Origin of the sequence: Nocardia macrotermitis, from assembly GCF_009604405.1 — a bacterium.
GTDB lineage: Bacteria > Actinomycetota > Actinomycetes > Mycobacteriales > Mycobacteriaceae > Nocardia > Nocardia macrotermitis.
Genome location: NZ_WEGK01000004.1, coordinates 309,750 through 331,546, shown reverse-complemented (window position 1 = coordinate 331,546; position 21,797 = coordinate 309,750). Strand labels below are relative to the sequence as shown.

The 21,797-nt window shown below is 68.8% G+C and carries 20 protein-coding genes; 12 read left to right on the top strand and 8 right to left on the bottom strand.

The window, feature by feature from the left end; translation table 11 throughout:
• Positions 1–47: 47 nt before the first annotated feature.
• On the bottom strand, positions 48–1,283 hold the full coding sequence (locus tag NRB20_RS11495) for a cytochrome P450 (RefSeq protein ID WP_153410055.1): 1,236 nt from the start codon (positions 1,281–1,283) through the stop codon (positions 48–50).
• 267 nt (positions 1,284–1,550) lie between these two features.
• Between NRB20_RS11495 and NRB20_RS11490 the strand changes: the two genes are divergently transcribed.
• The 3 genes from NRB20_RS11490 to NRB20_RS11480 are packed head-to-tail and all read left to right on the top strand — an operon-like array spanning position 1,551 to position 4,974.
• Positions 1,551–2,822: a hypothetical protein gene (locus tag NRB20_RS11490; RefSeq protein WP_227833418.1), complete on the top strand. Its 1,272-nt coding sequence runs from the start codon at positions 1,551–1,553 to the stop codon at positions 2,820–2,822.
• Positions 2,819–3,787 (top strand): glutamate ABC transporter substrate-binding protein, encoded by a 969-nt coding sequence (locus tag NRB20_RS11485; RefSeq protein ID WP_319944760.1) that lies wholly within the window; start codon positions 2,819–2,821, stop codon positions 3,785–3,787. The genes NRB20_RS11490 and NRB20_RS11485 overlap by 4 nt, the downstream gene beginning before the upstream one ends.
• A gap of 8 nt (positions 3,788–3,795) precedes the next feature.
• On the top strand, positions 3,796–4,974 hold the full coding sequence (locus NRB20_RS11480) for a hypothetical protein (protein WP_153410054.1): 1,179 nt from the start codon (positions 3,796–3,798) through the stop codon (positions 4,972–4,974).
• A gap of 349 nt (positions 4,975–5,323) precedes the next feature.
• On the opposite strand, the gene NRB20_RS39255 is transcribed toward NRB20_RS11480, so the two are convergent.
• Positions 5,324–5,500, bottom strand: a complete 177-nt coding sequence (locus tag NRB20_RS39255; RefSeq protein WP_319944840.1) for a hypothetical protein — start codon at positions 5,498–5,500, stop codon at positions 5,324–5,326.
• Between NRB20_RS39255 and NRB20_RS11475 the strand changes: the two genes are divergently transcribed.
• From NRB20_RS11475 to NRB20_RS11455, 5 genes are all read left to right on the top strand, one after another.
• The gene (locus NRB20_RS11475) at positions 5,499–7,556 is read left to right on the top strand and encodes a tetratricopeptide repeat protein (RefSeq protein ID WP_454786538.1); all 2,058 of its coding nucleotides are present in this window, start codon (positions 5,499–5,501) and stop codon (positions 7,554–7,556) included. The genes NRB20_RS39255 and NRB20_RS11475 overlap by 2 nt on opposite strands.
• Positions 7,553–8,593, top strand: a complete 1,041-nt coding sequence (locus NRB20_RS11470; RefSeq protein ID WP_319944758.1) for a PP2C family protein-serine/threonine phosphatase — start codon at positions 7,553–7,555, stop codon at positions 8,591–8,593. Before NRB20_RS11475 ends, NRB20_RS11470 begins: the two co-directional genes overlap by 4 nt.
• Positions 8,590–9,876 (top strand): vWA domain-containing protein, encoded by a 1,287-nt coding sequence (locus NRB20_RS11465; RefSeq protein WP_153410052.1) that lies wholly within the window; start codon positions 8,590–8,592, stop codon positions 9,874–9,876. The genes NRB20_RS11470 and NRB20_RS11465 overlap by 4 nt, the downstream gene beginning before the upstream one ends.
• Entirely contained in the window at positions 9,876–10,586 is a 711-nt protein-coding gene (locus NRB20_RS11460; protein WP_319944757.1) for an FHA domain-containing protein, read from the top strand. Before NRB20_RS11465 ends, NRB20_RS11460 begins: the two co-directional genes overlap by 1 nt.
• Positions 10,587–10,739: 153 nt before the next feature.
• Positions 10,740–12,176 (top strand): amino acid permease, encoded by a 1,437-nt coding sequence (locus NRB20_RS11455; RefSeq protein WP_194289807.1) that lies wholly within the window; start codon positions 10,740–10,742, stop codon positions 12,174–12,176.
• A 140-nt stretch (positions 12,177–12,316) separates the two neighbouring features.
• Here NRB20_RS11455 and NRB20_RS11450 read toward each other — a convergent pair whose 3' ends face one another.
• Positions 12,317–13,435, bottom strand: coding sequence for an amidase family protein (locus tag NRB20_RS11450; protein ID WP_153410051.1), 1,119 nt, complete (start codon positions 13,433–13,435; stop codon positions 12,317–12,319).
• The gene (locus NRB20_RS11445) at positions 13,432–14,514 is read right to left on the bottom strand and encodes an acetamidase/formamidase family protein (RefSeq protein WP_194289806.1); all 1,083 of its coding nucleotides are present in this window, start codon (positions 14,512–14,514) and stop codon (positions 13,432–13,434) included. The genes NRB20_RS11450 and NRB20_RS11445 overlap by 4 nt, the downstream gene beginning before the upstream one ends.
• A gap of 322 nt (positions 14,515–14,836) precedes the next feature.
• On the opposite strand from NRB20_RS11445, the gene NRB20_RS11440 reads away from it, so the two are divergent.
• Positions 14,837–16,132, top strand: coding sequence for an amidohydrolase family protein (locus tag NRB20_RS11440; protein WP_153410050.1), 1,296 nt, complete (start codon positions 14,837–14,839; stop codon positions 16,130–16,132).
• Positions 16,125–16,679 (top strand): DUF1097 domain-containing protein, encoded by a 555-nt coding sequence (locus tag NRB20_RS11435; RefSeq protein ID WP_153410049.1) that lies wholly within the window; start codon positions 16,125–16,127, stop codon positions 16,677–16,679. Before NRB20_RS11440 ends, NRB20_RS11435 begins: the two co-directional genes overlap by 8 nt.
• 76 nt (positions 16,680–16,755) lie before the next feature.
• On the opposite strand, the gene NRB20_RS38895 is transcribed toward NRB20_RS11435, so the two are convergent.
• Positions 16,756–17,652 (bottom strand): DMT family transporter, encoded by an 897-nt coding sequence (locus tag NRB20_RS38895; protein WP_153410048.1) that lies wholly within the window; start codon positions 17,650–17,652, stop codon positions 16,756–16,758.
• 637 nt (positions 17,653–18,289) lie between these two features.
• Here NRB20_RS38895 and NRB20_RS11425 point away from each other — a divergent pair.
• Entirely contained in the window at positions 18,290–18,814 is a 525-nt protein-coding gene (locus NRB20_RS11425) for a C40 family peptidase (protein ID WP_153410298.1), read from the top strand.
• Between the two features lie 263 nt (positions 18,815–19,077).
• Here the strand turns inward: NRB20_RS11425 and NRB20_RS11420 are convergent, their stop codons facing one another.
• Both NRB20_RS11420 and NRB20_RS11415 read right to left on the bottom strand, forming a co-directional pair.
• Complete coding sequence (locus NRB20_RS11420; protein ID WP_319944756.1) at positions 19,078–20,352, bottom strand: amidohydrolase; 1,275 nt, start codon at positions 20,350–20,352, stop codon at positions 19,078–19,080.
• Positions 20,349–20,798, bottom strand: coding sequence for a MerR family transcriptional regulator (locus NRB20_RS11415; RefSeq protein ID WP_153410047.1), 450 nt, complete (start codon positions 20,796–20,798; stop codon positions 20,349–20,351). Before NRB20_RS11415 ends, NRB20_RS11420 begins: the two co-directional genes overlap by 4 nt.
• 158 nt (positions 20,799–20,956) lie before the next feature.
• On the opposite strand from NRB20_RS11415, the gene NRB20_RS11410 reads away from it, so the two are divergent.
• Positions 20,957–21,157, top strand: coding sequence for a hypothetical protein (locus NRB20_RS11410; RefSeq protein WP_153410046.1), 201 nt, complete (start codon positions 20,957–20,959; stop codon positions 21,155–21,157).
• An 18-nt stretch (positions 21,158–21,175) separates the two neighbouring features.
• Here NRB20_RS11410 and NRB20_RS11405 read toward each other — a convergent pair whose 3' ends face one another.
• The gene (locus tag NRB20_RS11405; RefSeq protein WP_153410045.1) at positions 21,176–21,667 is read right to left on the bottom strand and encodes a SixA phosphatase family protein; all 492 of its coding nucleotides are present in this window, start codon (positions 21,665–21,667) and stop codon (positions 21,176–21,178) included.
• Positions 21,668–21,797: the final 130 nt, after the last annotated feature.

Below are 21,797 nucleotides of genomic sequence, written 5' to 3'. Positions count from 1 at the left end.
GCAGGCGCGTTTCCGCACGCCGCGTCGCACCGGCACCCGACCCCGGTTCACGCCGCCGGACCCCCGACCCGGAACGGCACGCTGACCGGCCACCGCACATAGTTGCCGTCGGTGTACCGCACCCCGTCGACGTCGACGGTGAACTCCGGACACCGCGCCAGCAACTCCTGCAACGCGATGGTCGCCTGCATCCGCGCCGCCGCCGCGCCGAGGCAGTGATGGCTGCCGTTGCCGAAGGTCATGATGTTCCGCGGCCCGCGCGTGACGTCGAGTTCGGCTGCGTCGGGACCGAATTCGCGTTCGTCGCGATTGGCCGAGGCGTACAGCATCAGCACCCGGCGACCCGCGGGAATGGTGACCCCATCGACTTCGACATCGCGAGTGGTGGTGCGCGCCAGGCCCTGTACCGGCGAGGTGAGCCGCAGGAATTCGTCCACCGAGCCGGGAATCAGCTCCGGATCCGCGAGCAGCCGCTGCCGCTGCCGGGGATGCTGCGCCAGCAATTGCACCGCGCCGCCGAGGTTTCCGGTGGTGGTGTCGTTACCGCCGGTGATCATGGTGAAGGCGAAACCGAGGATTTGCAGGATCTCCCCGACGTCCCCGTCCGCGCCGAGCCCCGAGGCCACCAGATGCGAGACGGTGTCCTCTCCCGGTGCGGCACGGCGCTTTTCGATCAACCCGGTGAAGTACCGCATCAACTCGCCCACCGCGGCCTGCGCCTGCATGACACCCCCGGCGCCGGTGGTCGAGGCCGCGACGATCGCCTCGCTCCAGCCGTCGAAGGCGGCCCGATCCTCCTCGGGCACACCCAGATAGTGCGCGACGACCATGGTCGGCAACGGTTTGAACAGCTCCGCAGTGATATCGCCGCCACCGGCCGCGCGCAGCCGTTCGATCCGCTCCACGACGAATTCCCGTACCGCGGGGCTGATCTCCTGCACCTGCCGCGGCGTGAACCCCTTGGCCACCCGCCGCCGGAACACCGTGTGCTCCGGCGGATCGGTGAACACGAACGGCCGGTTCTCACCCAGTCCGATAGCGCTCAGATCGGTGTAGTCGACCGTCAAACCCTGTGCGGAGGAGAAGGTTCCGGTATCGCGCACGGCCTCGTAGACGTCGCGATACCGGGACAGCACGTAGTAGTCCTGGTCCTCGTGTCCCTCGGGCACCACGTGATGCACCGGATCGTGTTCCCGCAGCGCCGCGTACATCCCCCACGGATCGCGCCAGCTGTCTCCGGACCGCAGTTCGAACCGAGCTTCGCGAGACAAAGTATCGCTCATGTCTCGACAGTAAGTCACATCGTGAGATGTGTCTATAGGTGAGGGCGACGGCCGGCCCGCCCCGCCGCATGCCGACGAGTTGCCGAGAACGCCTGTGGCGGCACGGGGATCACGATCCGCTCGCCGCCGGGTCTGGATTCCGCGACGCGTCCGGCCTGCGACGGCCGGAAAACTAATCGTTCGGCGAAGACATATCCGCTCCCGTACGATCGCGTTCGAGACCCCGGTGAGCCGGAGTCCCGAACGGCTTGCAGGAGGGGGAGGGAGTTGAGACTTCGTCTACCGGCGACCGTCCGCGCGGGTGCGGACTGGTTGAAACGTCTGGCCGCGACCACGCCCGGCGTGATCGCCTCGATCGCGGTCGCCGCGGTGGTGCTGTGCCTGACGTCCGGCCTGGTCTGCGCGAACGACCTGAGCGACAAGACCTCTCGCCGCGACAACGCGCTCACCCATTCGGAACCACAGAACAACGCGGCGCAGAACCTGTACGTCGCGCTGTCCCAGGCCGATGCGAGCGCGGCCACCGCATTCCTGTCCGGCGGTATCGAGTCGCCGCAGATCCGGTCGCAGTATCAGCAGGCGCTCGCCGACGCGGCCGCCGCGCTGGCCACCGCGACCGCCGGTGCGAACGATCCGCAGATCCGCGGCATCGTCGCGAACATCGCCGCGGATCTGCCCGCCTACACCGGGCTGGTGGAATCGGCGCGGGCCAACAACCGGCAGGGCTTCCCGATCGGTTCGGCCTATCTGCGCGAGGCGTCGGGGCTGATGCAGAATTCGTTGCTGCCCAACGCCGCTCAGCTCGCCACCCAGCGCGCGGCGGCATTGCGCGCGGATCAGGACGCGATCAGCGGACCGCCCGTGCTGGCGATCTTCCTGCTGCTCGTGGTTCTGGTGGGTGCGGTGGTGGCCTCGCGAATGCTGTTGCAGCGCACCAACCGGCTGTTCAATGTCGGCATCACCGCGGCGGCGGGTGCGGCGGCGCTGGCGCTGGTGTGGATCGCGATCGCGACGATCGTCTCGACCAGTGCGATCGATACCGGTTCGGGCGGCCCGACCACGCGGTCGGAGGATCTCGCGCAGGCCCGGATCCTCGGGCAGCAGGCCCGCACCGACGAGATGCTCGAACTGATCACGCGCGGCGACACCACCGGCACCGAGGCCGATTTCGCGAACAAGACCGGCCAGTTGCGCATCCTGTTCTCCCGGGTGGCGCGCGCGGATTCGCCGGTGCGGCGGGACTTCTCGCAGTGGGTGCAGAGTCACGGCAAACAGGTCGACTACTACAACGCCGCGAACTATCCCGCCGCGGTGGCGCAGGCGATCGGCACCGCGCCCACCGATTCGTCGGCGACCTTCACCGCCCTGGACGATTCGGTGCGCGCGGATCTGGCGCGGACCCGGGTGCAGGTGCGCGAGCAGATCGCCAGCGCCGGGGACAGCTGGATCGGCAGTGCGGCGGGCACACTGGTGTTGCTGGTGTTCGCGGCCGGTGCCGCGGTTGTCGGACTCTGGCCGCGGCTGAAGGAGTTCCAGTGAGGCGACCCCGAATGGTGCGAGCGCTGATCGTGCTGGCGGCGACCGCGCTGCTGGCGGGCTGCGGGGCCGATGCGGCCGTGCCGTCGTCGCTGCCGGTCACGCCGGTCCGGCCGCTGCCGCCCGACGCGAAGACGTTGCAGCCCAGTGCCACGCCCGCCGAGCAGTGCGGTGATCTCACCGACAGCCTGACGCCGAGTTCCGGTGCGTTCGCGGCGGATTCGACGATGGCGAAGATCAAGGCCAAGGGCCGGCTCACGGTCGGCGTCGACCAGAACACCTATCTGTTCGGATTCCGCGATCCGGCCACCGGGCAGCTCGAGGGGTTCGACATCGATCTGGCCCGCGAGATCGCGCGCGATCTGTTCGGTGATCCGAACCGGATCGAACTGCGTTCGGTCTCCACCGCCGAGCGGGTGCCCGCGTTGACCGATCATCGGGTCGACATGGTGGTGCGCACCTTCTCGGTGACCTGTGAGCGGCGTCGGGACATCGCCTTCTCCGGCGCGTATTTCACTGCGGCGCAACGTATTCTGGCGGCCAAGAACTCCGGTATCCGGTCCGCGGCCGATCTGAGCGGCAAGCGGGTGTGCGTCACGGTGGGGGCGGATTCGGCGGATCGGCTGTTCGCGCTGCGTCTGGCGCGGCAGCCGACCGTGCTGGGCGTCACGAACTGGACCGACTGCCTGGTCGCGTTGCAGCAGGGACAGGTGGACGCGGTCAGCACCGATGAGCCGATCCTGGCCGGTCTGGCCGCGCAGGACGGCAATCTCCAGGTGGTCGGCGACCCGCTGGGCTACGAGTACTACGCGGTCGGACTGCCGCACGGCGAGGACGACATGGTCCGGTTCGTCAACGGCGTCCTGGACCGCATCCGCACCGACGGCACCTGGCAGCGGCTCTACAACTCGAGTCTCGGTTCCCTCGGGCCCTCGACCGGACCCCCGGCCGCGCACTACAGCGGGTGAGGCCGCCGATGCACGCACTCACCGCCCTCGAGATCGATAACGAACTGGCCTCGCGCGGCCGGGAGATCGACGCGGTCACCGCGACGCTGCTGGAACTGGACCGGCATCCCGGGCTGGTGCTGCTGCGCGGCATCCCGCCGACCGGCGTCACCGCGCGGCAGTGGGCGCCGATCGAGCAGCTGCTGGATCTGATGTGGGAGGACTTCGGCCGGGTCCAGGCGATTCTGGATCAGGCACGGGTCGTGCGGGCACAGCGCACCAAACTCACCGAGGCCGACCGCACCGAACTCACCCGGCTGCTGCGCGAACGTCCACACGAGGCGGCGCGTACCGCGATTCCGATGGCGCAGCGCTCGCTGACCGGGCCCGGCGAACAGGTGTTGTTCGTGGGCATCGCGGATACGCTGGAACGGATGCGCACCGCGTTTCCGCAGATCGCCCGCTTCCTGGATGCCGTGGACGCGGCCAACAGCCGGGTGCTCGAGGTGTTGAAGCCGGTGCAGTCCGAGCTGAGCAAACTGGGTGGCGTTACGCCCGAACTGCGGGCCATCGCCGACGCCGTGGCCGATATGCTGGGCCGCTCGGCGACCGACCCGCTGGCCACCACCGCCGCCGAAATCGACACGCGCACCGCGGAATTGGCGCGTCGCCTGGAGCGCGAATCGCGGGATCTGGTGGAACTGCGGGTACTGACCGCCGACTGGCCCGCGGCGATCACCCAGACCCGGGACCGGCTCGCGGCGGTCGGCGCGGTCGTCGACAGGGCCGCGCTGGCCCGCGAACAGGTGCAGGAGAAGATCCACACCGCACCCCTGCCCGCCCATCGGGACGAGACCGGCCCACTGCGCGGCGAACTCGACACCCTGGCCGACGGCGTCGTCGACGCGCGCGCCGCCTTCGCACTACGTGAGTTGCGCCGCCGGATCGCCGCCGCGCAGACCCGCGCCGAACAGGCCCTCGAACTGGCCCAAGGCCTGCTGGACCGCCGCGCCGAGCTGCGCGGCCGACTGGCGGCATACCAGGTCAAGGCGGCTCGTCTCGGGGTGAGCGAGGAGTCGGATGTGTTGTCCGCCAACCGGATCGCCACGGGCCTGCTCGGCCGCGTGCCGTGCGATCTGGCGGCGGTCACCCGGGCGATCACGGATTATCAGCAGGTTGTCGCGGACGTTTCGGGGAGGCGCGGATGAGTGGTACGGGCGCTCGATGCACCGAGATCGGTTGCACGGGAACGATTGTGGAGGGGTACTGCGATACCTGCGGTACGGCACCTCGGATAGCGGCGTCGGGAGTCGCCGCGAGTGGCGCGGGTGTGTCGACCGAGGGTGCCAAGTGTGCCGAGTCTGATTGCACCGGAACAATTTCCGATGGTTTCTGCGACACGTGCGGGACCGCGCCGGTAGCGGCCGGAAGTGCCGGGAGCGCGTCGTCGGCGTCGACCGGAAATGCTTCGGCGAAAGGCTCTCAGAGGACCTCCGGCAGCGCGGTCGAGGGTTCCCGGTGTGCCGAATCCGATTGCGCCGGAACGATTTCCGAGGGCTATTGCGATACCTGCGGGGCCGCGCCCGCACCCGAGCGGCCGAGCGGATCGGCCGAGGAGGCGGGGACCGGTACCCAGCCGATCGCGACCGTCGGCACCGAGCGCACCGGAACCCGTTCGGTGCGTACGCGATCCACGTCGTCGCGATCGCGGCGGGGCACGCTCGGCGCGGGCATGGTCGACGTGCCGCGGGTGCCGCGGGTGGATCCGGCGAGTGCGGTGCTGGACGATCCGAGCGTGCCGGAGCACAAGCGGTTCTGCGCCAATTGTGAACGGCCGGTGGGACGTTCGCGCGGTGATACCCCCGGCCGGGCCGAAGGTTTCTGCCCGCACTGCGGCAGCCGGTTCTCCTTCACCCCCAAACTGGTCGCCGGTGAGCTGGTCGGCGGGCAGTACGAGGTGGCCGGGCCGATCGCACACGGCGGTCTGGGCTGGCTGTATCTGGCCACCGACCGCAACGTCAGCAATCGCTGGGTGGTGCTCAAGGGCCTGCTGAACACCGGGGATCCCGACGCGATGGCCGCGGCGGTGGCCGAGCGCCGGTTCCTGGCCCAGGTCGAGCACCCCAATATCGTCAAGATCTTCAACTTCGTCGAACATACCGGGCCGGATCGGGTTCCGGTCGGCTACATCGTGATGGAGTACGTCGGCGGCACCTCGCTCAAACAGGTGCTGCGCAGCCATCGCGAGAGCGCCGGCGCGTATCTGCCGCCCGAGCGGGCCATCGCCTACGTGCTGGAGATGCTGCCCGCGCTGGGCTACCTGCATTCGCTGGGCCTGGCCTACTGTGATTTCAAGCCGGACAACGTGATGCAGTCCGACGAGCAGCTCGAGCTGATCGATCTCGGCGCGGTGATCGCGATGGACGACCAGGACAGCCCCATCTACGGCACGGCCGGATACCAGGCCCCCGAGATCGCCGAGACCGGGCCGACCGTGGCCAGCGAGGTGTACACGGTGGGCCGCACCCTCGCGGTGCTGATGATGCCGGTACCCGAACGCAACGGCCATTTCGCCGAGATCCCGGACCCCTCCATCGAACCCGTACTCGCACAGCATGATTCGCTGTATCGATTCCTGCTGCGCGCCACCGCCGACGAACCCGAGGCACGCTTCGCCTCGATGGAGGAGATGGCCGATCAGCTGACCGGGGTGCTGCGCACGGTGCTCTCGGTGCGGGACGACGTACCGCATCCGGGCCTGTCGGTGAACTTCGGTCCGCAGCGCGGCGCGTTCGGCGCGGGCGGCGCGTCCGCGGTGCGGGTCGGCGAACCGGAGCGGCTCGATCCGCGCGAAGTCGTTGCCGCACTGCCGGTTCCGCTGGTCGACCCGACCGATACCGGCGCGGCGCTGCTGGCCACGACCGGCGGCACCAGTCCGGCCGAACTCGAACCGGCATTCGAGGCGGGGTTGCGCGCGGTGGTCACCGGTAAGGCCGAATCGGTGGAGATCCCGCTGCGGCTGATCCGCGCGGCCCTGGAGACCGGCGATGCCGCCGACGCGCAACGCCGCATCGACGAACTGGCCGAAACCATCGGCGAGGATTGGCGACTGACCTGGTATCGCGGCCTGGCCCGGCTGCTGGTCGGCGAATTCGATTCGGCCGCGGTGGAATTCGAACTCGTCTACGCCGCGCTGCCGGGCGAGGCCGCACCGCAGCTGGCGCTCGCGGCGGCCGCGGAGCAGGCCGGTGGCATGGTGGGCGTCAGTCGTGGCGTCGAATCAGCCAGGGCTGCAAGGTATTACGACATGGTCTGGCGGACGGATCGGAGCTTCGTGAGCGCGGCCTTCGGCCTGGCCCGGCTGCGCGGCGCGGGCCGGGATCGCACGGGCGCGGTCGAGGTGCTCGATCAGGTCGACCCCGCCTCGGCCCGGCACAACGACGCCGCCATTGCGGCGGTGCAGATCCTGCTGACGGACCGCAAACCGGCCGACATCACCGAGGAGCTGCTGCGCGAGGGCGGCAGCCGGATCGAAAGGCTCGTCATCGAATCGAAATATCGTGCGGCGCAGGTTCGTCTGGGTGTGCTCGACGCCGCTCTGGACTGGCTGTCCACCGGCCATGCCGCCACCGCCCCGGAACCGCTGCTCGGCCACGCGCTGGATCTCGACGGGGTGCGGTTGGGGCTGGAGGTCTGCTATCGCGACCTGGCCCGCGACGCCGGAGATCTGTGGGAGCGCATCGAACTGGTCGATCGCGCCAACCGGGTCCGGCCCAGGACGATGCTGTGAACGCGGCCGTGGGTCTGCACTGTCCGGGCTGCCGGGCCGGGATCGGCGCGGCCGATCGCTTCTGCGAGGAGTGCGGGCGCGAGCTGGCCATCACCCGCGCGGTGCTGCCGGACGTCGCGATCGATCCGGACGCGGTGTGCGCCGACTGCGGCGCGGCGGATTTCGATATCGACGGTTACTGCTCGGCCTGCGGCGGCCTGCGCGTGCCGCCGGACCGCAGTGAGGCGGATCTCGGTGCGGTGCAACTGATCACCGATCGCGGCCTGGTGCACGCCCGGAACGAGGACGCGGTCGCCGCGGCGCTGCTGGACGACGCGTCCGGGCCGATCACCGTGGTCGCGGTCTGCGACGGGGTGTCCACCTCGGAGGACCCGCAGCTGGCGGCGCGGGCCGGGGCACGCGGCGGCGTGGATGCCGCGCTGTCGGCGCTGGCCGCCGACCGCACCACCACCGATGCGGTGCGGGCCGGTCTGGAGGCCGCGTTCCAGGCGGTGCGGGATGTGTCCACCGGGCCGGGGCATTCGCCGTCGTGCACGTACGTTGCCGCGGTGCTACGCGCTTGCGGGGACGGCGAATTCGAGATCACGGTCGCGAATGTCGGTGACAGCCGGGCCTATTGGCTGTGCCCGGACGACGCGCACGGCATGCCGCCCTCGCAGCGCCTGACCGTCGACGACTCCTGGGCCCAGGCCCTGGTCGACGCCGGGGTGATGGACGAGACCGCGGCCATGCAGGATCCGCGCGCCCACGCGCTGGTGCGCTGGTTGGGCGCGGATTCCGAGCACAAGGCCGCCGATACCCGGGTGAGTTCGGTGCGGGTGCGCGGCCCCGGTGTGCTGCTGCTGTGCAGTGACGGGCTGTGGAACTACCTGTCCGACGCGGCGGGTCTGGCCGCGGTCGCCACCGCGACGGCGACGCACGCCACCGAGGCGGCCCGCGCACTGGTCGAATACGCGCTGGCAGCCGGTGGCGGCGACAACATCACCGTCGCGCTGGTACCGGTGGGGATGTCCTGGGGACGAGGAGGCGAGCAATGAGTTCACCGGCGACGGAAGGTATTTCGGTCGTCATCGACCAGAATCAGTATCTGGCCGAGGGCGCGGACACCGTGGACGCGGTGGTCACCGTGGAGACCGGCGCGCAGTTCGCGGTGGCCGCACCGCCGCGCGAACGCGTGGAGATCATCATCATCGACTGTTCGGGTTCGATGGCGGCCGGTGACCGGTTCGCCGGGGCCCGCGCGGCGACCCTGGCCGCGTTGGACGAGATGCCCGACGGCACCCTGTTCGCGATCGTGAAGGGCACCCACGTGGGTGAGGTGGTCTTCCCCGCGCTCGGGCCACTCCAGCGCGCGAGCGCCGAATCACGTACTGCCGCAAGGTATGCCCTGGACCGGCTGCGCCCGTACGGCGGCACCGCGATGGGGATGTGGCTGGGCGTGGCGCGGCAGATCGCCGGGCAGTATCCGGACGCGATGGCGCACGCGATCCTGCTCACCGACGGGAAGAACGAGCACGAGGAACCGCTGCATCTGGCCGAGGAGATCCGCCAGTCGCAGGGCGTGTTCACCTGCGACTGCCGCGGGGTGGGCACCAATTACGTGGTGTCCGAACTGCGGACTGTCGCGTTGGGGCTGCTCGGCTCGGTGGACGTGGTGAAACAGGGTTCGGAGCTGACCGCCGACTTCCAGGAGCTGACCCACGCGTCGATGCAGCGCACGATTCCCGAACTGACGCTACGGGTCTGGACGCCCGTGGGTGCGGCGGTGCGGTTCGTCAAACAGGTCGCGCCGACCATCCAGGACCTGTCCGATCGACGGCACGAGACCGCCGCGCAGGTGGGGCAGTATCCGCTGGGCGCCTGGGGCGCGGAGGACCGCGACTATCACGTGCAGGTCCGGCTCGAACCCGCCGCGCCCGGCCGCGAGAAGCTGGCCGCCCGGATCAGTGTGCTGGTCGGCGAGGAGGTGGTCGGTCAGGGGCTGGTGAAGGCGGTGTGGACCACCGACAGCGAGTTGTCGGCCCGGATCAGCCGCCGCGTCGCGCACTACACCGGTCAGGCCGAACTCGCCGAGGCGGTGCAGGAGGGGCTGACCGCCCGCAAGGAGGGTGACGACGTCACCGCGACGGCCAAGTTGCAGCGCGCGGTGGAATTGGCCGCCGAGTCCGGAAACGACGGCACCGCAAAGCTTTTGCGCAATGTGGTGGAGGTGGACGACCACACCGGCACGGTCCGGTTGCGCCGCGATGTGGACACCTTCGACGAGATGGCCCTGGACGCGCGGTCGACGAAAACCGCGCGGGTGCGGAAGGAGTCGTAGTGCTCACCTGTCCCGACGGTCACCCGTCCACCGCCACCGACTACTGCGACGTCTGCGGTGTCGCGCTGAGCAGCGGTGCGGCCGCCACGCCGCCCGCCGCCGCCCCGGTACCGTGTCCGGCCTGCGGGGTGCCGATCTCGGGGCGGTTCTGCGAGGTGTGCGGTCACGATTCGGCGCTGCCGACGCCCGGTCGCGCACCCGAGCCGAGCGCGGGGGTGCCGGATCCGACGGCGGTGCTGCCAGAATCGGTCGCTCCGACAGTCGAATTCGGCAAGATCGAGCCGAATATCGCTGCGGGACAGTCGGTGTGGGTGGCGACCGTCGGCGCGGACCACGCCTTGTACGAACGTATGCTGGCCCGCAAAGGCCCGGACGCCGAGCGGGTGGAGTTTCCGGGATTCTATCCGGAACGACGGATTCCCTTGCAGGGCAACGATTTCCTGATCGGCAAACGCAGCGTGTCACAGGGTGTGCTGCCCGACATCGATCTGGGTATCGCCCCGGTGGACATCGGTGTGTCCCGCTCGCACGCGCGCATCCACGTCGATCGCGACGTCCTGACCGTCACCGATCTGGGCTCCACCAACGGCACCAGCCTCAACGGCGTCGACGATCTGATCCCGCCCGGCACGCCGGTTCCGCTGCGCAGTGGCGACCGGATCCACGTCGGGGGCTGGACCACCATCACGGTGACCTTCGAACCGGTCTGACCGCGCGCCGCGGGGTCTGCGGCAAGCAGATCCGATCGGCTATCCGCTTGTCCGATCCGACGAAAACGCCCGAATTCATTCATGAAAGCGGACAATCTGGGTGTTACCGCTCACATTTACACTGCCCCGATCAGGTAGTTCAAGGAGCAGCACATGCCAGCAAGTCCAGTCATGCGGGAGTTATTCCGCCGCAAGCCGATAGACCAGATCGAGGAGCACGACTCCGGCGGGCTGAAACGGGTCCTGGGCCTGTGGCAGCTGACCACGATCGGGATCGGCGGCATCATCGGTGCCGGAATCTTCAGTCTCGCAGGTGAAGTCGCGAACAAGAACGCCGGACCGGCGGTATTGATCTCCTTCCTCATCGCCGGTGTCGCCAGCGCGGCGGCGGCGCTGTCCTACGCCGAATTCGCGGGTCTGATCCCGAAGGCCGGTTCGGCGTACACCTACGGGTACGCGGTGCTGGGGGAGCCGGTCGGCTGGTTCATCGGCTGGGATCTGCTGCTGGAGTACACCGCGATCGTCGCGGTGGTCGCCATCGGCATCTCCGGCTATATCGAATATCTGCTCGAGCAGTTGCATCTGCACCTGCCGGTGTGGATGCTCGGCGCGCCGGGGACGGGTGCCGGGCACAAAGTGGATCTGTTCGCCGCGGTGTTGTGCCTGCTCATCGCGTTGCTGCTGAATATGGGCATGAAGGCGGCGGCGCGTTTCGAGGCGGCCGTGGTCGCCATCAAGATCGTGGTCGTGCTGATCGTGATCGTGGTCGGCTTCTTCTACATCAAGTCCGGCAACTATCACCCGTACTTCCCGTTCGGCTTCGGCGGCGCGGTGACGGGGGCCTCGACGGTGTTCTTCGCGGTGTTCGGCTACGACGCGATGTCGACCGCCGCGGAAGAGTCGGTCGACGCGAAACGTCATCTGCCCAAGGCGATCCTGTACTCGCTGGCCATCGCGATGGTGCTGTACTTCCTGGTCTGCCTGGTGCTGACCGGTATGCAGCACTACTCCGAGATCAACCCCAAGAGCGGGCTGTCCTCGGCGTTCAAGTCGGTGGGGCTGCCGGGGCTGGGCAGCCTGATCGCGGCGGGCGCGATCATCGGCATCACGACGGTGCTGTTCACCTTCATGCTCGGCGTCACCCGGATCTGGTTCTCCATGAGCCGGGACGGGTTGCTGCCCAAGTGGTTCGCCAAAACCCATCCGACCCGGCATGTGCCGACCCGGATCACCTGGATCGCGGGCGCGGTGTCGGCGGCGATCGCCGGCTTCATGCCGATCGGTTCGGCCGCCGAGTTGACCAATATCGGAATTCTGCTGGCCTTCGTGGTGGTGTGCGCGGCGGTGATCGTATTGCGTTACCGCGCACCGGATCTGCCGCGTTCGTTCAAGACGCCGCTGATGCCGGTGGTGCCGCTGATCGGTATCGGATTCTCGATCTGGTTGATCACCTTCCTGCAACCGGTGACCTGGTTGCGGTTCGCGATCTGGTTCGTACTCGGCATGATCGTCTACTTCGGTTACAGCCGAAGGCATTCGCTGCTGGCGACCGGGGCCCGCCCGGATGCGAGCGAGACCGCGGACGCCTGATCACGCGGGCGGCCCATCGCGCGAATTCCCTTCGCCCGGTGGGCCGTTCGCATACCCGTAGGTAGTTCGACGCGCGGCAGTTCGGTGTGACGAGCGACGATGGGCCACATGCGCAGTTCGCCGCGTACGGGGTGAGGTGTTCAGCGCAGCAATTCCGCTGTGGTGAGCAAGGATTCGTCGGAACCGGGTGCGCCGATGAGCGAAAGTCCCAGGGGCAGACCCTCTATCGTGGCCACGGGCAGGCTCAGCGCGGGTGCGCCCAGGATCGGCGCGAGACAGGTGAGCCGGACCACCGCGGCCCGCCCGGCACCCGAATCCTCCAGCAGCGGTGCGGGATACGGGGTGGCGGGCAGGGCCAGCACGTGATTGTCCGAGAGGGTGCGCAGGATCCGATCCGAGGCCGAGCGCAGCACGGAGTGCGCCTCTGCGGCCATGCGCGGGGTGACCTCGGCGGCGAGCGTCAGACGCGCGGAGACGTTGCGGCCGAAGATCGGCCGTTCCCGGCGCACCCATTCGCCGTGCTGCTCCCAGACCTGCGCGGCCTGGGCGGTGCTGAACGCCGCGCGCACCCGATCCCAGCCCCCGGCCTCGAACAGCGGCGCGGTGGTGAGCTCGAAACCGGCTCCGACCAGGCGGGTCAGCGTACTGCGCAGCACCTGGCGCACCGGCTCGGCGACCGGGATGTCGGCGGGCCACCACACCGTGCGGGGTCGCGCGTCGGCCCCGGTGCCGTCGAGCATCAGCCGGGCCCCGGCGCGCAGGGTGGCCAGATCGCGGGCCAGCAGTGCGGGGACATCGAAAGACGGTGCGAGCGGGACCATTCCGTCGTGCGGGGCGCGAGAATGCGTGGGCCGCAACCCGTAGATGCCGGTGTAGGAGGCCGGGACGCGAATCGATCCGGCGGTATCGGTGCCCAGGCCCAGATCGGCCAGTCCGGCGGCGATCACCGCGGCGGTCCCGCTGGAGGATCCACCCGGCATCCGTTCCGGCGCAACGGGATTCACCGGAGTTCCGTAGTGCGCGTTGGTGCCGCTCAAGCTGTAGGCCAGCTCGTCGGTGTGGGTCTTGCCCACGACGGTGAACTCCGCCCGCAGCGCCCGCACCACCGCCGCGTCCTGCTGCGGAATCGAATGCGTGGCCAGCCAGCGCGGATTACCCGCACCCGTCGGCATCCCCGCGACATCGATGACGTCCTTGACCGCCAGCCGCGTGCCCACGGGCGCGTCCACCACGGGCAGCCAGGATACGAAGCCGTTCACAGCCCCTCCAGATCGCTCTTGCGGATGCAGCAGTGCACACCCTTGACGATGTCGACCACCTGGGAGATCCGCATATCCGCGGTCGCAGACAGGTAGGCCAGTGCGATCGGAGCCGGAATCCGGTGTCGCACACCGAGATACGCGATGGCGTTGCGGGTCGCCTGGGCGACCGCGGCGTCCAGATCGCGATCCAGGCCGATCAGGAGATGATCATCGCGGGTCTCGGCGAACGGCGTCGCGAGCACCTCGGCGAGGCGGCGCATCTCCGGATCGCTGTGCAACCGGAACCGCAGCGTGGCCCGCAGCGGCGCCTCGAACGCGGTCAGTGCCACCTCGCCGTCACCCATCGCGAAATGCGGATCACCGGCGTAGAACAGCGCGCCGGGCACCTGGACCGGCAGATACAGCCGCGCACCGACCCCGAGCATGCGGATGTCCAGATTCCCACCGTGCGGGCCCGGCGGCACCGAATGCACCGGTTCCTCGGTCGCGGCGGCCACGCCCATGATGCCCAGGAACGGGTTGAGCGGGAAGCGCAGCGCGCGGCCGTCGCCGACCCCGATGACGCCGCGTTCGGCCGCGTCGACGGTGGCGACGGTGCAGGTCGGCGGCACCGGTTCGCCGTCCGGATGGCCCGGCGGCGCGATCGGATACTCACCCGGCAGCGCACCCTTGCCGTGCCGGTTGCTGATCACGCCGTAGTCGGTGCGGCGGCGCAGCTCGAGCACCTCGACCTCGAGCACGTCACCGGGCAGCGCACCGTTGATCGCGATCGGCCCGGTGAGCACGTGCGGTCCCTGGGTGCTCGGATCGTGATTGCCCGAGGCCGCGACAAGCGCTGTGTCGGAAAGGATTCCGCTGATTCCGGCGGCGGCGAAGAAGGCCGCCGGATCGCGGCCCTGATCCTCCAGGATGCCCTCGTGACTGATCGTGTCCAGGCATACCGCCGCGCCCGAATCAACGGTCAGCACCGGTTCGCTCGCCGCGTTGGGCAGCAGGCCCCAGGAGATCCGGTCCGGATCGGCCGGGAGGTACACCTCGCCCGAGAGCGGACCGGAGTGGGGCTGAAGCAGATTCATCGACCATCCTTCGAGTGCGACGGGAATGGTTCCGAATACAACCATCGTGCGGGGCGTGCCGCCAAGGAAATCCCGAAACCTGTGGGAAATGCCACGCGGGCCCGGAATAGCGGAAAATAGCCGTTAGCTGATGAATAGCCATCATGTGGAAGTGCTTCGCAGGTGCCGCCTTCTGTCCAGGTAACCGCTGCATACATCGATTTCGGGCAAACGATCGGCATGACTTGCGAGGATTTGGTAACGCCCCCGAAAAAATTCCCGAGCGCAGCGGAAACACGGGATTTCTATACAGATTGTGCCCCTGCTCCTCCTGGAGGTACTCATGGCGGATCTGGTTCTCCGCAACGCCCGGATATCCGACGACCACGGCCCGGTGGATATTGCCGTCACGGCCGGATACATCACCGAAATCGGTGCGGCACTGCCGATTCCGGGCAGCGACGAGATCGACTGTGACGGCCGGGTGGTCATCCCGGGTCTGGTCGAGGCGCACGTACACGTGGACAAGGCGCTGCTCGATCGCGAACGCCCCAATCCCGACGGCACGCTGGCCGGGGCGATCGCGGTCACCGGCGAACTCAAGCGCGGCTTCACCGCCGACTCGGTCCGGGCCCGCGCGCGGCAGGTGCTAGATCAGGCAATCCTCAACGGCACCACGATGATTCGCGCGCATCCGGATGTGGACCCGATCGTCGGACTGCTCGGCGTGCGGGTGCTGCTGGAATTGCGCGAGGAATACCGGGACCGCCTCGATCTACAGATCGTCGCCTTCCCGCAGGAGGGCATTCTCAAATCGCCGGGCACCCTGGAACTGCTGCGCGAGGCGTTGAGCCTGGGCGCGGATGTGATCGGCGGCTGCTCGTACAACGAGGCCGATCTGGCCGACTGTCACCGGCACATCGATCTGGTCTTCGAACTGGCCGCCGAATTCGACGTCCCGATCGATATCCACGCCGATTTCGCCGACGACGCCGCCGACCCGCGATTCGCCCTCGCGGACCGGATCGCCGAGGTCACCGCACGCACCGGGATGGCTGGCCGGGTCACCCTCGGGCATATGACCTCGCTGGGCGGGCGGCCCGTCGCCGAACGCCGGGCCACCATGCGCCGCCTCGCCGAATCGGGCGTGGCGGTGGTGCCGTTGCCCGCGACGGATATGCATCTGGGCGGCCGGGCCGATCCGGTGGCCGTGCGACGTGGCGTCGCGCCGGTGCGCGAGCTGTGGGAGGCCGGGGTGCAGGCCGCGGTGTCCTCCAACAATGTGCGAAATGCGTTCACCCCCTACGGAAATGCCGACCTGCTCGATATCGGGCTGTTCCTCGCGCAGACCGGTCACCTGTCCGGCGAACAGGATCTCGCGCGGGTGCTGACCATGCTCACCGAGGCTCCGGCGCGGATCGTCGGGATCGCCGACCGCTACGGGCTGCGGCCGGGGGCCGCGGCCGATCTGGTGGTGTTGTCCACCCGCCGGGTCGCCGACGTGCTGCTGGATCGGCCGGACCGCTGCTACGTCCTCAAGCGCGGCCGGGTGGTGGCCCGGACGACACGTCATCGAGAACTCTTGCACCCCAACACTTCCCACTCTCCCGCCGAAACCGGAGTCCTGTCCCATGCGTGAGCTCGTACCCCACGAAATAGTCGCTTCCATTCTGGCCGGGCTGACCGCCTTCATCGGCGGCACCGCGCTGAACCTGCCGCCCTGGGCCATCTTCATCAGCTGGGCCGGGACCTTCCTGGCGGGCGGGCCGTCGATGGCGGTCGCCCGCAAACTGTGGGCCGCGATGCCCGCCGGATCCACCTTCGCCATGCTGATCGTGCTGGTGGATCAGCACATCGGCAGCGCCTTCGGTTCGTCCCGGCTGGCGCAGGATGCCGTGCTGGCCCTGATCATCCTGGTGGTCAACACCGCCCTGATGTACACGGGCCGGACCGCGTTCTTCTCGCTGATTCCGGGCATGTTCCTCGGATTCGCCTCGTATTTCGCCACCTTCTTCGGCGGATTCGGCTTCCATCCGGGCAATCTGCTGGCGGTCTGGGTGTCGGTGGTCGCGATGAACGCGCTCGGACCGGTCTTTGCGTATCTCTCACGCCGACTTGCCTTTCCGCGTCCGGTGGCCGCGTCGGGCGCGGCGCCGGCCCCCACCGCGATACCGGATGCGGCCTGAGCCGTACCGATCGCGAATGAGCTACCCGGCCGCAGTCATGAGGGGACTGCGGCCGGGTTTCCCGTGAGTCGCGCGGTTACCTGCGGTTGCTCACCCCCAACGCGACGATCGACAATGCGGCACCACACCATCCGGCCGCCGAAAGATGTTCGCCGAGAACGATTATCGACAGCAGGGCCGCGGTGAGCGGTTCCAGCAGTGCGGCGATGGCGGCGAAAATCGGTGCGGCGGTGCGTAGTCCGCGGAAGTACGCGGTGTAGGCGACGGCCGTGGGCACGCTACCCAGATAGGCCGCCGTCGCCAGGGTCGCCGGTCGCAGCGGCAGGGACATGCCACTGGTCAGGGCGATCGGTGTGAGCAGCAGGCCGCCGGTGAGCATGCCGAACGCGGTGGTGCGCAAGGGATCCAGCCCCTCGATCGTGCGCGTGGTGAGCAGGGTGAGGGCGGCGAATCCGAGGGCGGCCAGCAGGGCGAAGCCGATCCCCGCCGCGAGTCGCCAGCCGGTCGTCACGCCGTCCGGCGACCAGGTGAGCAGGATCAGGCCGGTGACGGCCGTGCCGATCGCGGCGAGCGTCGGGGTATCGGGTCGGCGGCGGGTGCGCAGCACGGTGCCGAGGGCGACGAACACGGGTAGCGTCCCGATCGTGGCCATCGTCGCGATACTCACCGAAATATATTGCACCGCAAGGAAATAACTGCCCTGGAAGAATCCCAGCAGGCCGCCGGTGAGCAGTATCCGCCCGATCGCGGCCCGGGTGCGCGGCAAGCCGCGCAATCCGCCGGAGACGGCCAGCAGGGCGATCGCGAGACCGCCGCCGATGAGCAACCGGTAGGCGGCCACGGACAGCGCCGACAGATGTGCCTCGCGGGCGAGGATGGAACCGGATAAACCCCCTGTGCCCCAGAGGATTCCGGCCGTGATGAGGGTCAGTGCGGAACGGTCGTGCGGGCGCGCGACGACGTCGACGGACATGGTTTTCGGTACTCCTGCGTCGAAGAGAAAGGAAGGACGACGACGCGAGGCAGTTGCCGACGGTGTTCGCGGATGTGTGTACCGGAAGACGGGTACCCGAACTCAACCGAGCGGCTGACGCCACCCGGCCCGTGAAACCACCTCGCTCAGGAGGCGGGCGGCGGAGTGACGGTGAAGATTCGGTGCATGCCGACGATGCTACCGCCTGCCGTTCGCCCCGGCCGAGGCGGGATCGATGCGGGAATCGCGGCCGAGATGATCCGGTGATCTACCGCTGTGCGGCGGCAATACATCTCGCGGACATTGTCGTGTTATCCCATGTTTTTCGATAAGTTATCTTCTTGTTATCGTAATTGGGCGCGGTTGTCTTTGTAATCCCGCTTTTCCTGGCGAATGATATCGCCTCGGATCCGCTCCACCGGACACATCGCTGTGCTGTTTTTCGAATCTATTCCGAGGAGTCCGACGAGGTCAGCCACGTCAACGAGACATGGTGTCGCACGGCCCCGTTCGGCCCCGGCGACAGGATCGAAAGGACCGCATCATGAGTGCAGGAAACGACGAGGTCCGATATATCAGGCGAGGTTTGCGGCGGCTGTTCTGGTTCGCCCTGGCGGTGGCCGCGGCCACCCTCGGCATGGTGGGGGCCACGCTGCTGACCACCGGCCAGACCTTCGCGCAAACCCCGAGCACCCCCGATATCGGCGTCCCCGGCGTATCGAATCCGGCCGGAATTCCCCCGCAAATCCAGCAATTCCTCGCCACCCCGCCCTTCCGCGGCCTGCTGCCCGCACCGCAGGCGCAACCGGCCCCGCGCGAGACCACCGGCGAACGCGCCGTCGAGGCCGCCCGGACCAAACTCGGCTCCGCCTATCGATACGGTTCCGCGGGCCCCGACGCCTTCGACTGCTCCGGCCTGGTGCAGTGGTCCTACCGACAGGCCGGAATCACCTTGCCGCGCACCAGCTATGGACAACTCGACTCCGGAAGGCCCGTGCCGCTGAACCAATTACAGCCCGGCGATCTGGTGTCCTTCTACGGCGGCGGACATTCGGCCCTCTACGAGGGCAACGGACGTGTCATCCACGCCTCGACCACGGGCTCCGGGGTGGTCGAATCCGCCCTATCGCAGATGCCCGCCACCGCCGCCCGCCGATTCTGAGCGGCGTGCTGCCACCGCCGGTTCGATGAACCGCCGCTACAAATGCTGCCGTCGACCGGTTCGCTGCTCGAGCCCGGTCGGCGTCACTCAACCCCGGCCGAGTTCACTGTCGGCCGCTACGACCATGACGTTGATCGCCGTGGCCCGGTTTCCTCCGGGGCTGGCGCGGATGGATTCGGTCCGGGGTCGACGCTCGGTCGTGTGACTGCCCGGTCGACAGCGGGGGCGCACCTGATCCGCAGCGCTGGCCGGGCCGTCGGCACTCAGCCCCGGGCGAGTTCGCTGTTGGCCGCCACAACCATGGCGTTGATCGCCGGTGGCAAGGTTTCCTCCGGGTCCGGTGCGAAGCGAGGCGAGTGGTTGGACTCGGTTCCGGCGGGCAGCGCCATTTCCCGGGCCAGCCCCAGCCAGTCCTCGGCGGTGTACCGGGCCGCGGAGAATCCGCCGACGTACCAGAACACCGACGCGCAGTTCGCCGCGGTGGCGAACGCGCCGAAATCCTCACTGCCGGTGATGGGTCCGGGCAGCGGGAAGGCCGGGAAGCCGTTGGCGGCGAACGTCGCCAGCAGCCGGTCGGTATCGGCGGCGGTGTTCACCGTCATCGGGAAGCTGTCGTACACCTCGATCGTCGGATCCTTGTGTGCCCCAGCGGATTCGGCCTCGGCGGCGGTCATCCGGCGTACGCCCTCCAGCATGGTCTCGCGCGAGCCGGAGGTGAATGTCCGCAGACTCAACAGCATTTCGGCGGTTTCGGCGATCACGTTCGGGCGGTCGCCCACGTGCAACGCGCCGGGCGTGAGCACCGGCGGCGACGGCAGCGAGGAGTGCTGGGCGGCCAGCCCCTGCAACCGCAGCACCAGCGATGCGGCCATGGTCAGCGGGTTCACCGCGGCATGCGGCATGGACGCGTGCCCGCCCGACCCGGTCAGCTCGATCCGGATGGAATCCGAGGCGGCCATCAGCGCCCCGCCGCGGCTGAGCACCAGCCCGGCCGGGACCGGGCCGACGTGCTGGCCCAGCACGATCCGCGGCGTCGGGAAACGCTCGAGCAGACCGTCGTCGAGCATGCCGCGCGCGCCGAATCCGGTCTCCTCGGCGGGCTGGAAGACCGCCACGACGGTGCCCGGCAGCTCCGTGTGCGCGGCCAGCCGCGCACACGCGCCCAGCAGCGCCGTGACGTGGACGTCGTGCCCGCACGCGTGCATGACACCCGGTGTGCGCGAGGCATAGTCCAGTCCGGTCTCCTCCTGCACCGGCAGCGCGTCCATATCCGCGCGCAACCAGATCACCGGGCCCGGCCCGCCGCCGAGCACCCCGACCACACCGGTCCCGCCGACGCCCTCGGTGACCTCCCAGCCCGGCATCGCCCGCAGTTCGTCCGCGACCAGCCGGGCCGTGGCGACCTCGGCCCCGGAGAGTTCCGGATGGGCGTGCAGATGCCGGTAGATCTCCAGCCAGTGCTCGTCGGCGGCGGGCATCGCCGCGACGGCGGCCAGACCGGCGCGCACCGCGCCCTCGATATCGGCGGAGGCGGTCACTGGGCGACGCTCACGGCGCGCCAGTCGGCGGCGTCGGCATTGCCCTCGTACAGCGCGATCTTGCAGTCCAGTACCGCGAGGGTCTGCCGTAGCTCCGCGATCTGGGCCACGACGTCGGCGCGGGTGTGCCGGAACATCTCCAGCCGCTCCGGATAGGTCGCCTCCCCGGCCCGCACCAACTCGGCGTACCGGATCATGTCCGCGACCGTCATCCCGGTCCGCCGCAATTTGCCGATCAGCGCCAGCCAGTCCAGATCCCGCTCGCTGAACCGCCGTTTCCCGGCATGATCGCGCCCCACCGAATCCAGCAGCCCGATCCGCTCGTACCACCGCAAGGTGTCCCGGGTGAGCCCCGACAACTCCGACACCGCCCCGATCGAATAGCGCGCTCGCCCGTACTCGGGATCATCCCTGTCGGTGATCCGATCCCACGTGGTCGTGCCCATGCCGATCGCCTCCACTCCGCTCGCGAACTCGCGCCCATTCTGCCGGAGTTCGCGACGGTGTGACCGGATCCAGCGGTCGGTAGCGCTCCCGCACCCCTTCCACCAGGGACGCGGGAAAAGGACCGGACGATCGGGACGAGTCGGCCTACCCTGAATTCATGGCCAAAGAGATCGATCGGATCCGCGCGCGATCGGCGCTCGAGACGATCAAGGAAAGTCCGCTCATCGCCGCGATCGCACTGCTGCCGGTGCTCGCGGTCCTGGGGGTCGTGTGGTGGCTGACCAACTGGTTCGTGGCCCTGGTGCTGCTGATCGTGTTCGGTGTGGTCGTCGTGGTGCGCGGCCGGATCATCAGCTAGCCGCGTCGTCCGCGGGCACTACCGCGGGACGTGGAAGCGCACCAGATCACCGGTGCCGGTATCCAGTTCGGCCCAGGTCCGGTCGAATTCCAGGACCGCCAGCGCCGAGGTGGGAAATTTACGGCTGAGTTCCGCGGCCGGTTCGGAGTCGCGGTTGGCGGCCAGTTCCCAAGCCGTCCACGGCATTCCGGGGGCGTGCCCGACCACCAGCAGGGTCCGCACATCGGGCTCGGTGAGCTGGATCAGCTCGATCAGCGTGCGCGGGGACGCCTCGTAGATCGAGGATTCGAACTGCACGGGCGCAGTTACGGCCGTCGCGGCGAGGGTCTCCCGGGTGCGCACCGCGGTGGAGCAACACACCGCGTCGATCGCGGGCTGGGTCGCGCGCAACCAGTCCCCGGCCAACGCTGCCTCACGCTGTCCGCGCGCCGCGAGCGGCCGATCGTGATCGACGACACGTTCTGGATAATCGGATTTGCCGTGTCGCATCAGAATCAGGGTCCGCACCATAGCCGATACCGTAGGCCGACCGGGCCGAACCGGGGTTCGGGCATGCCGTACGAGGCGGTTTTCGGGTTGCCGAAACCCTGCTCGGACGCATCCTGATGAGAGAGACGTCTCACTCTCGAGGCACACTGAA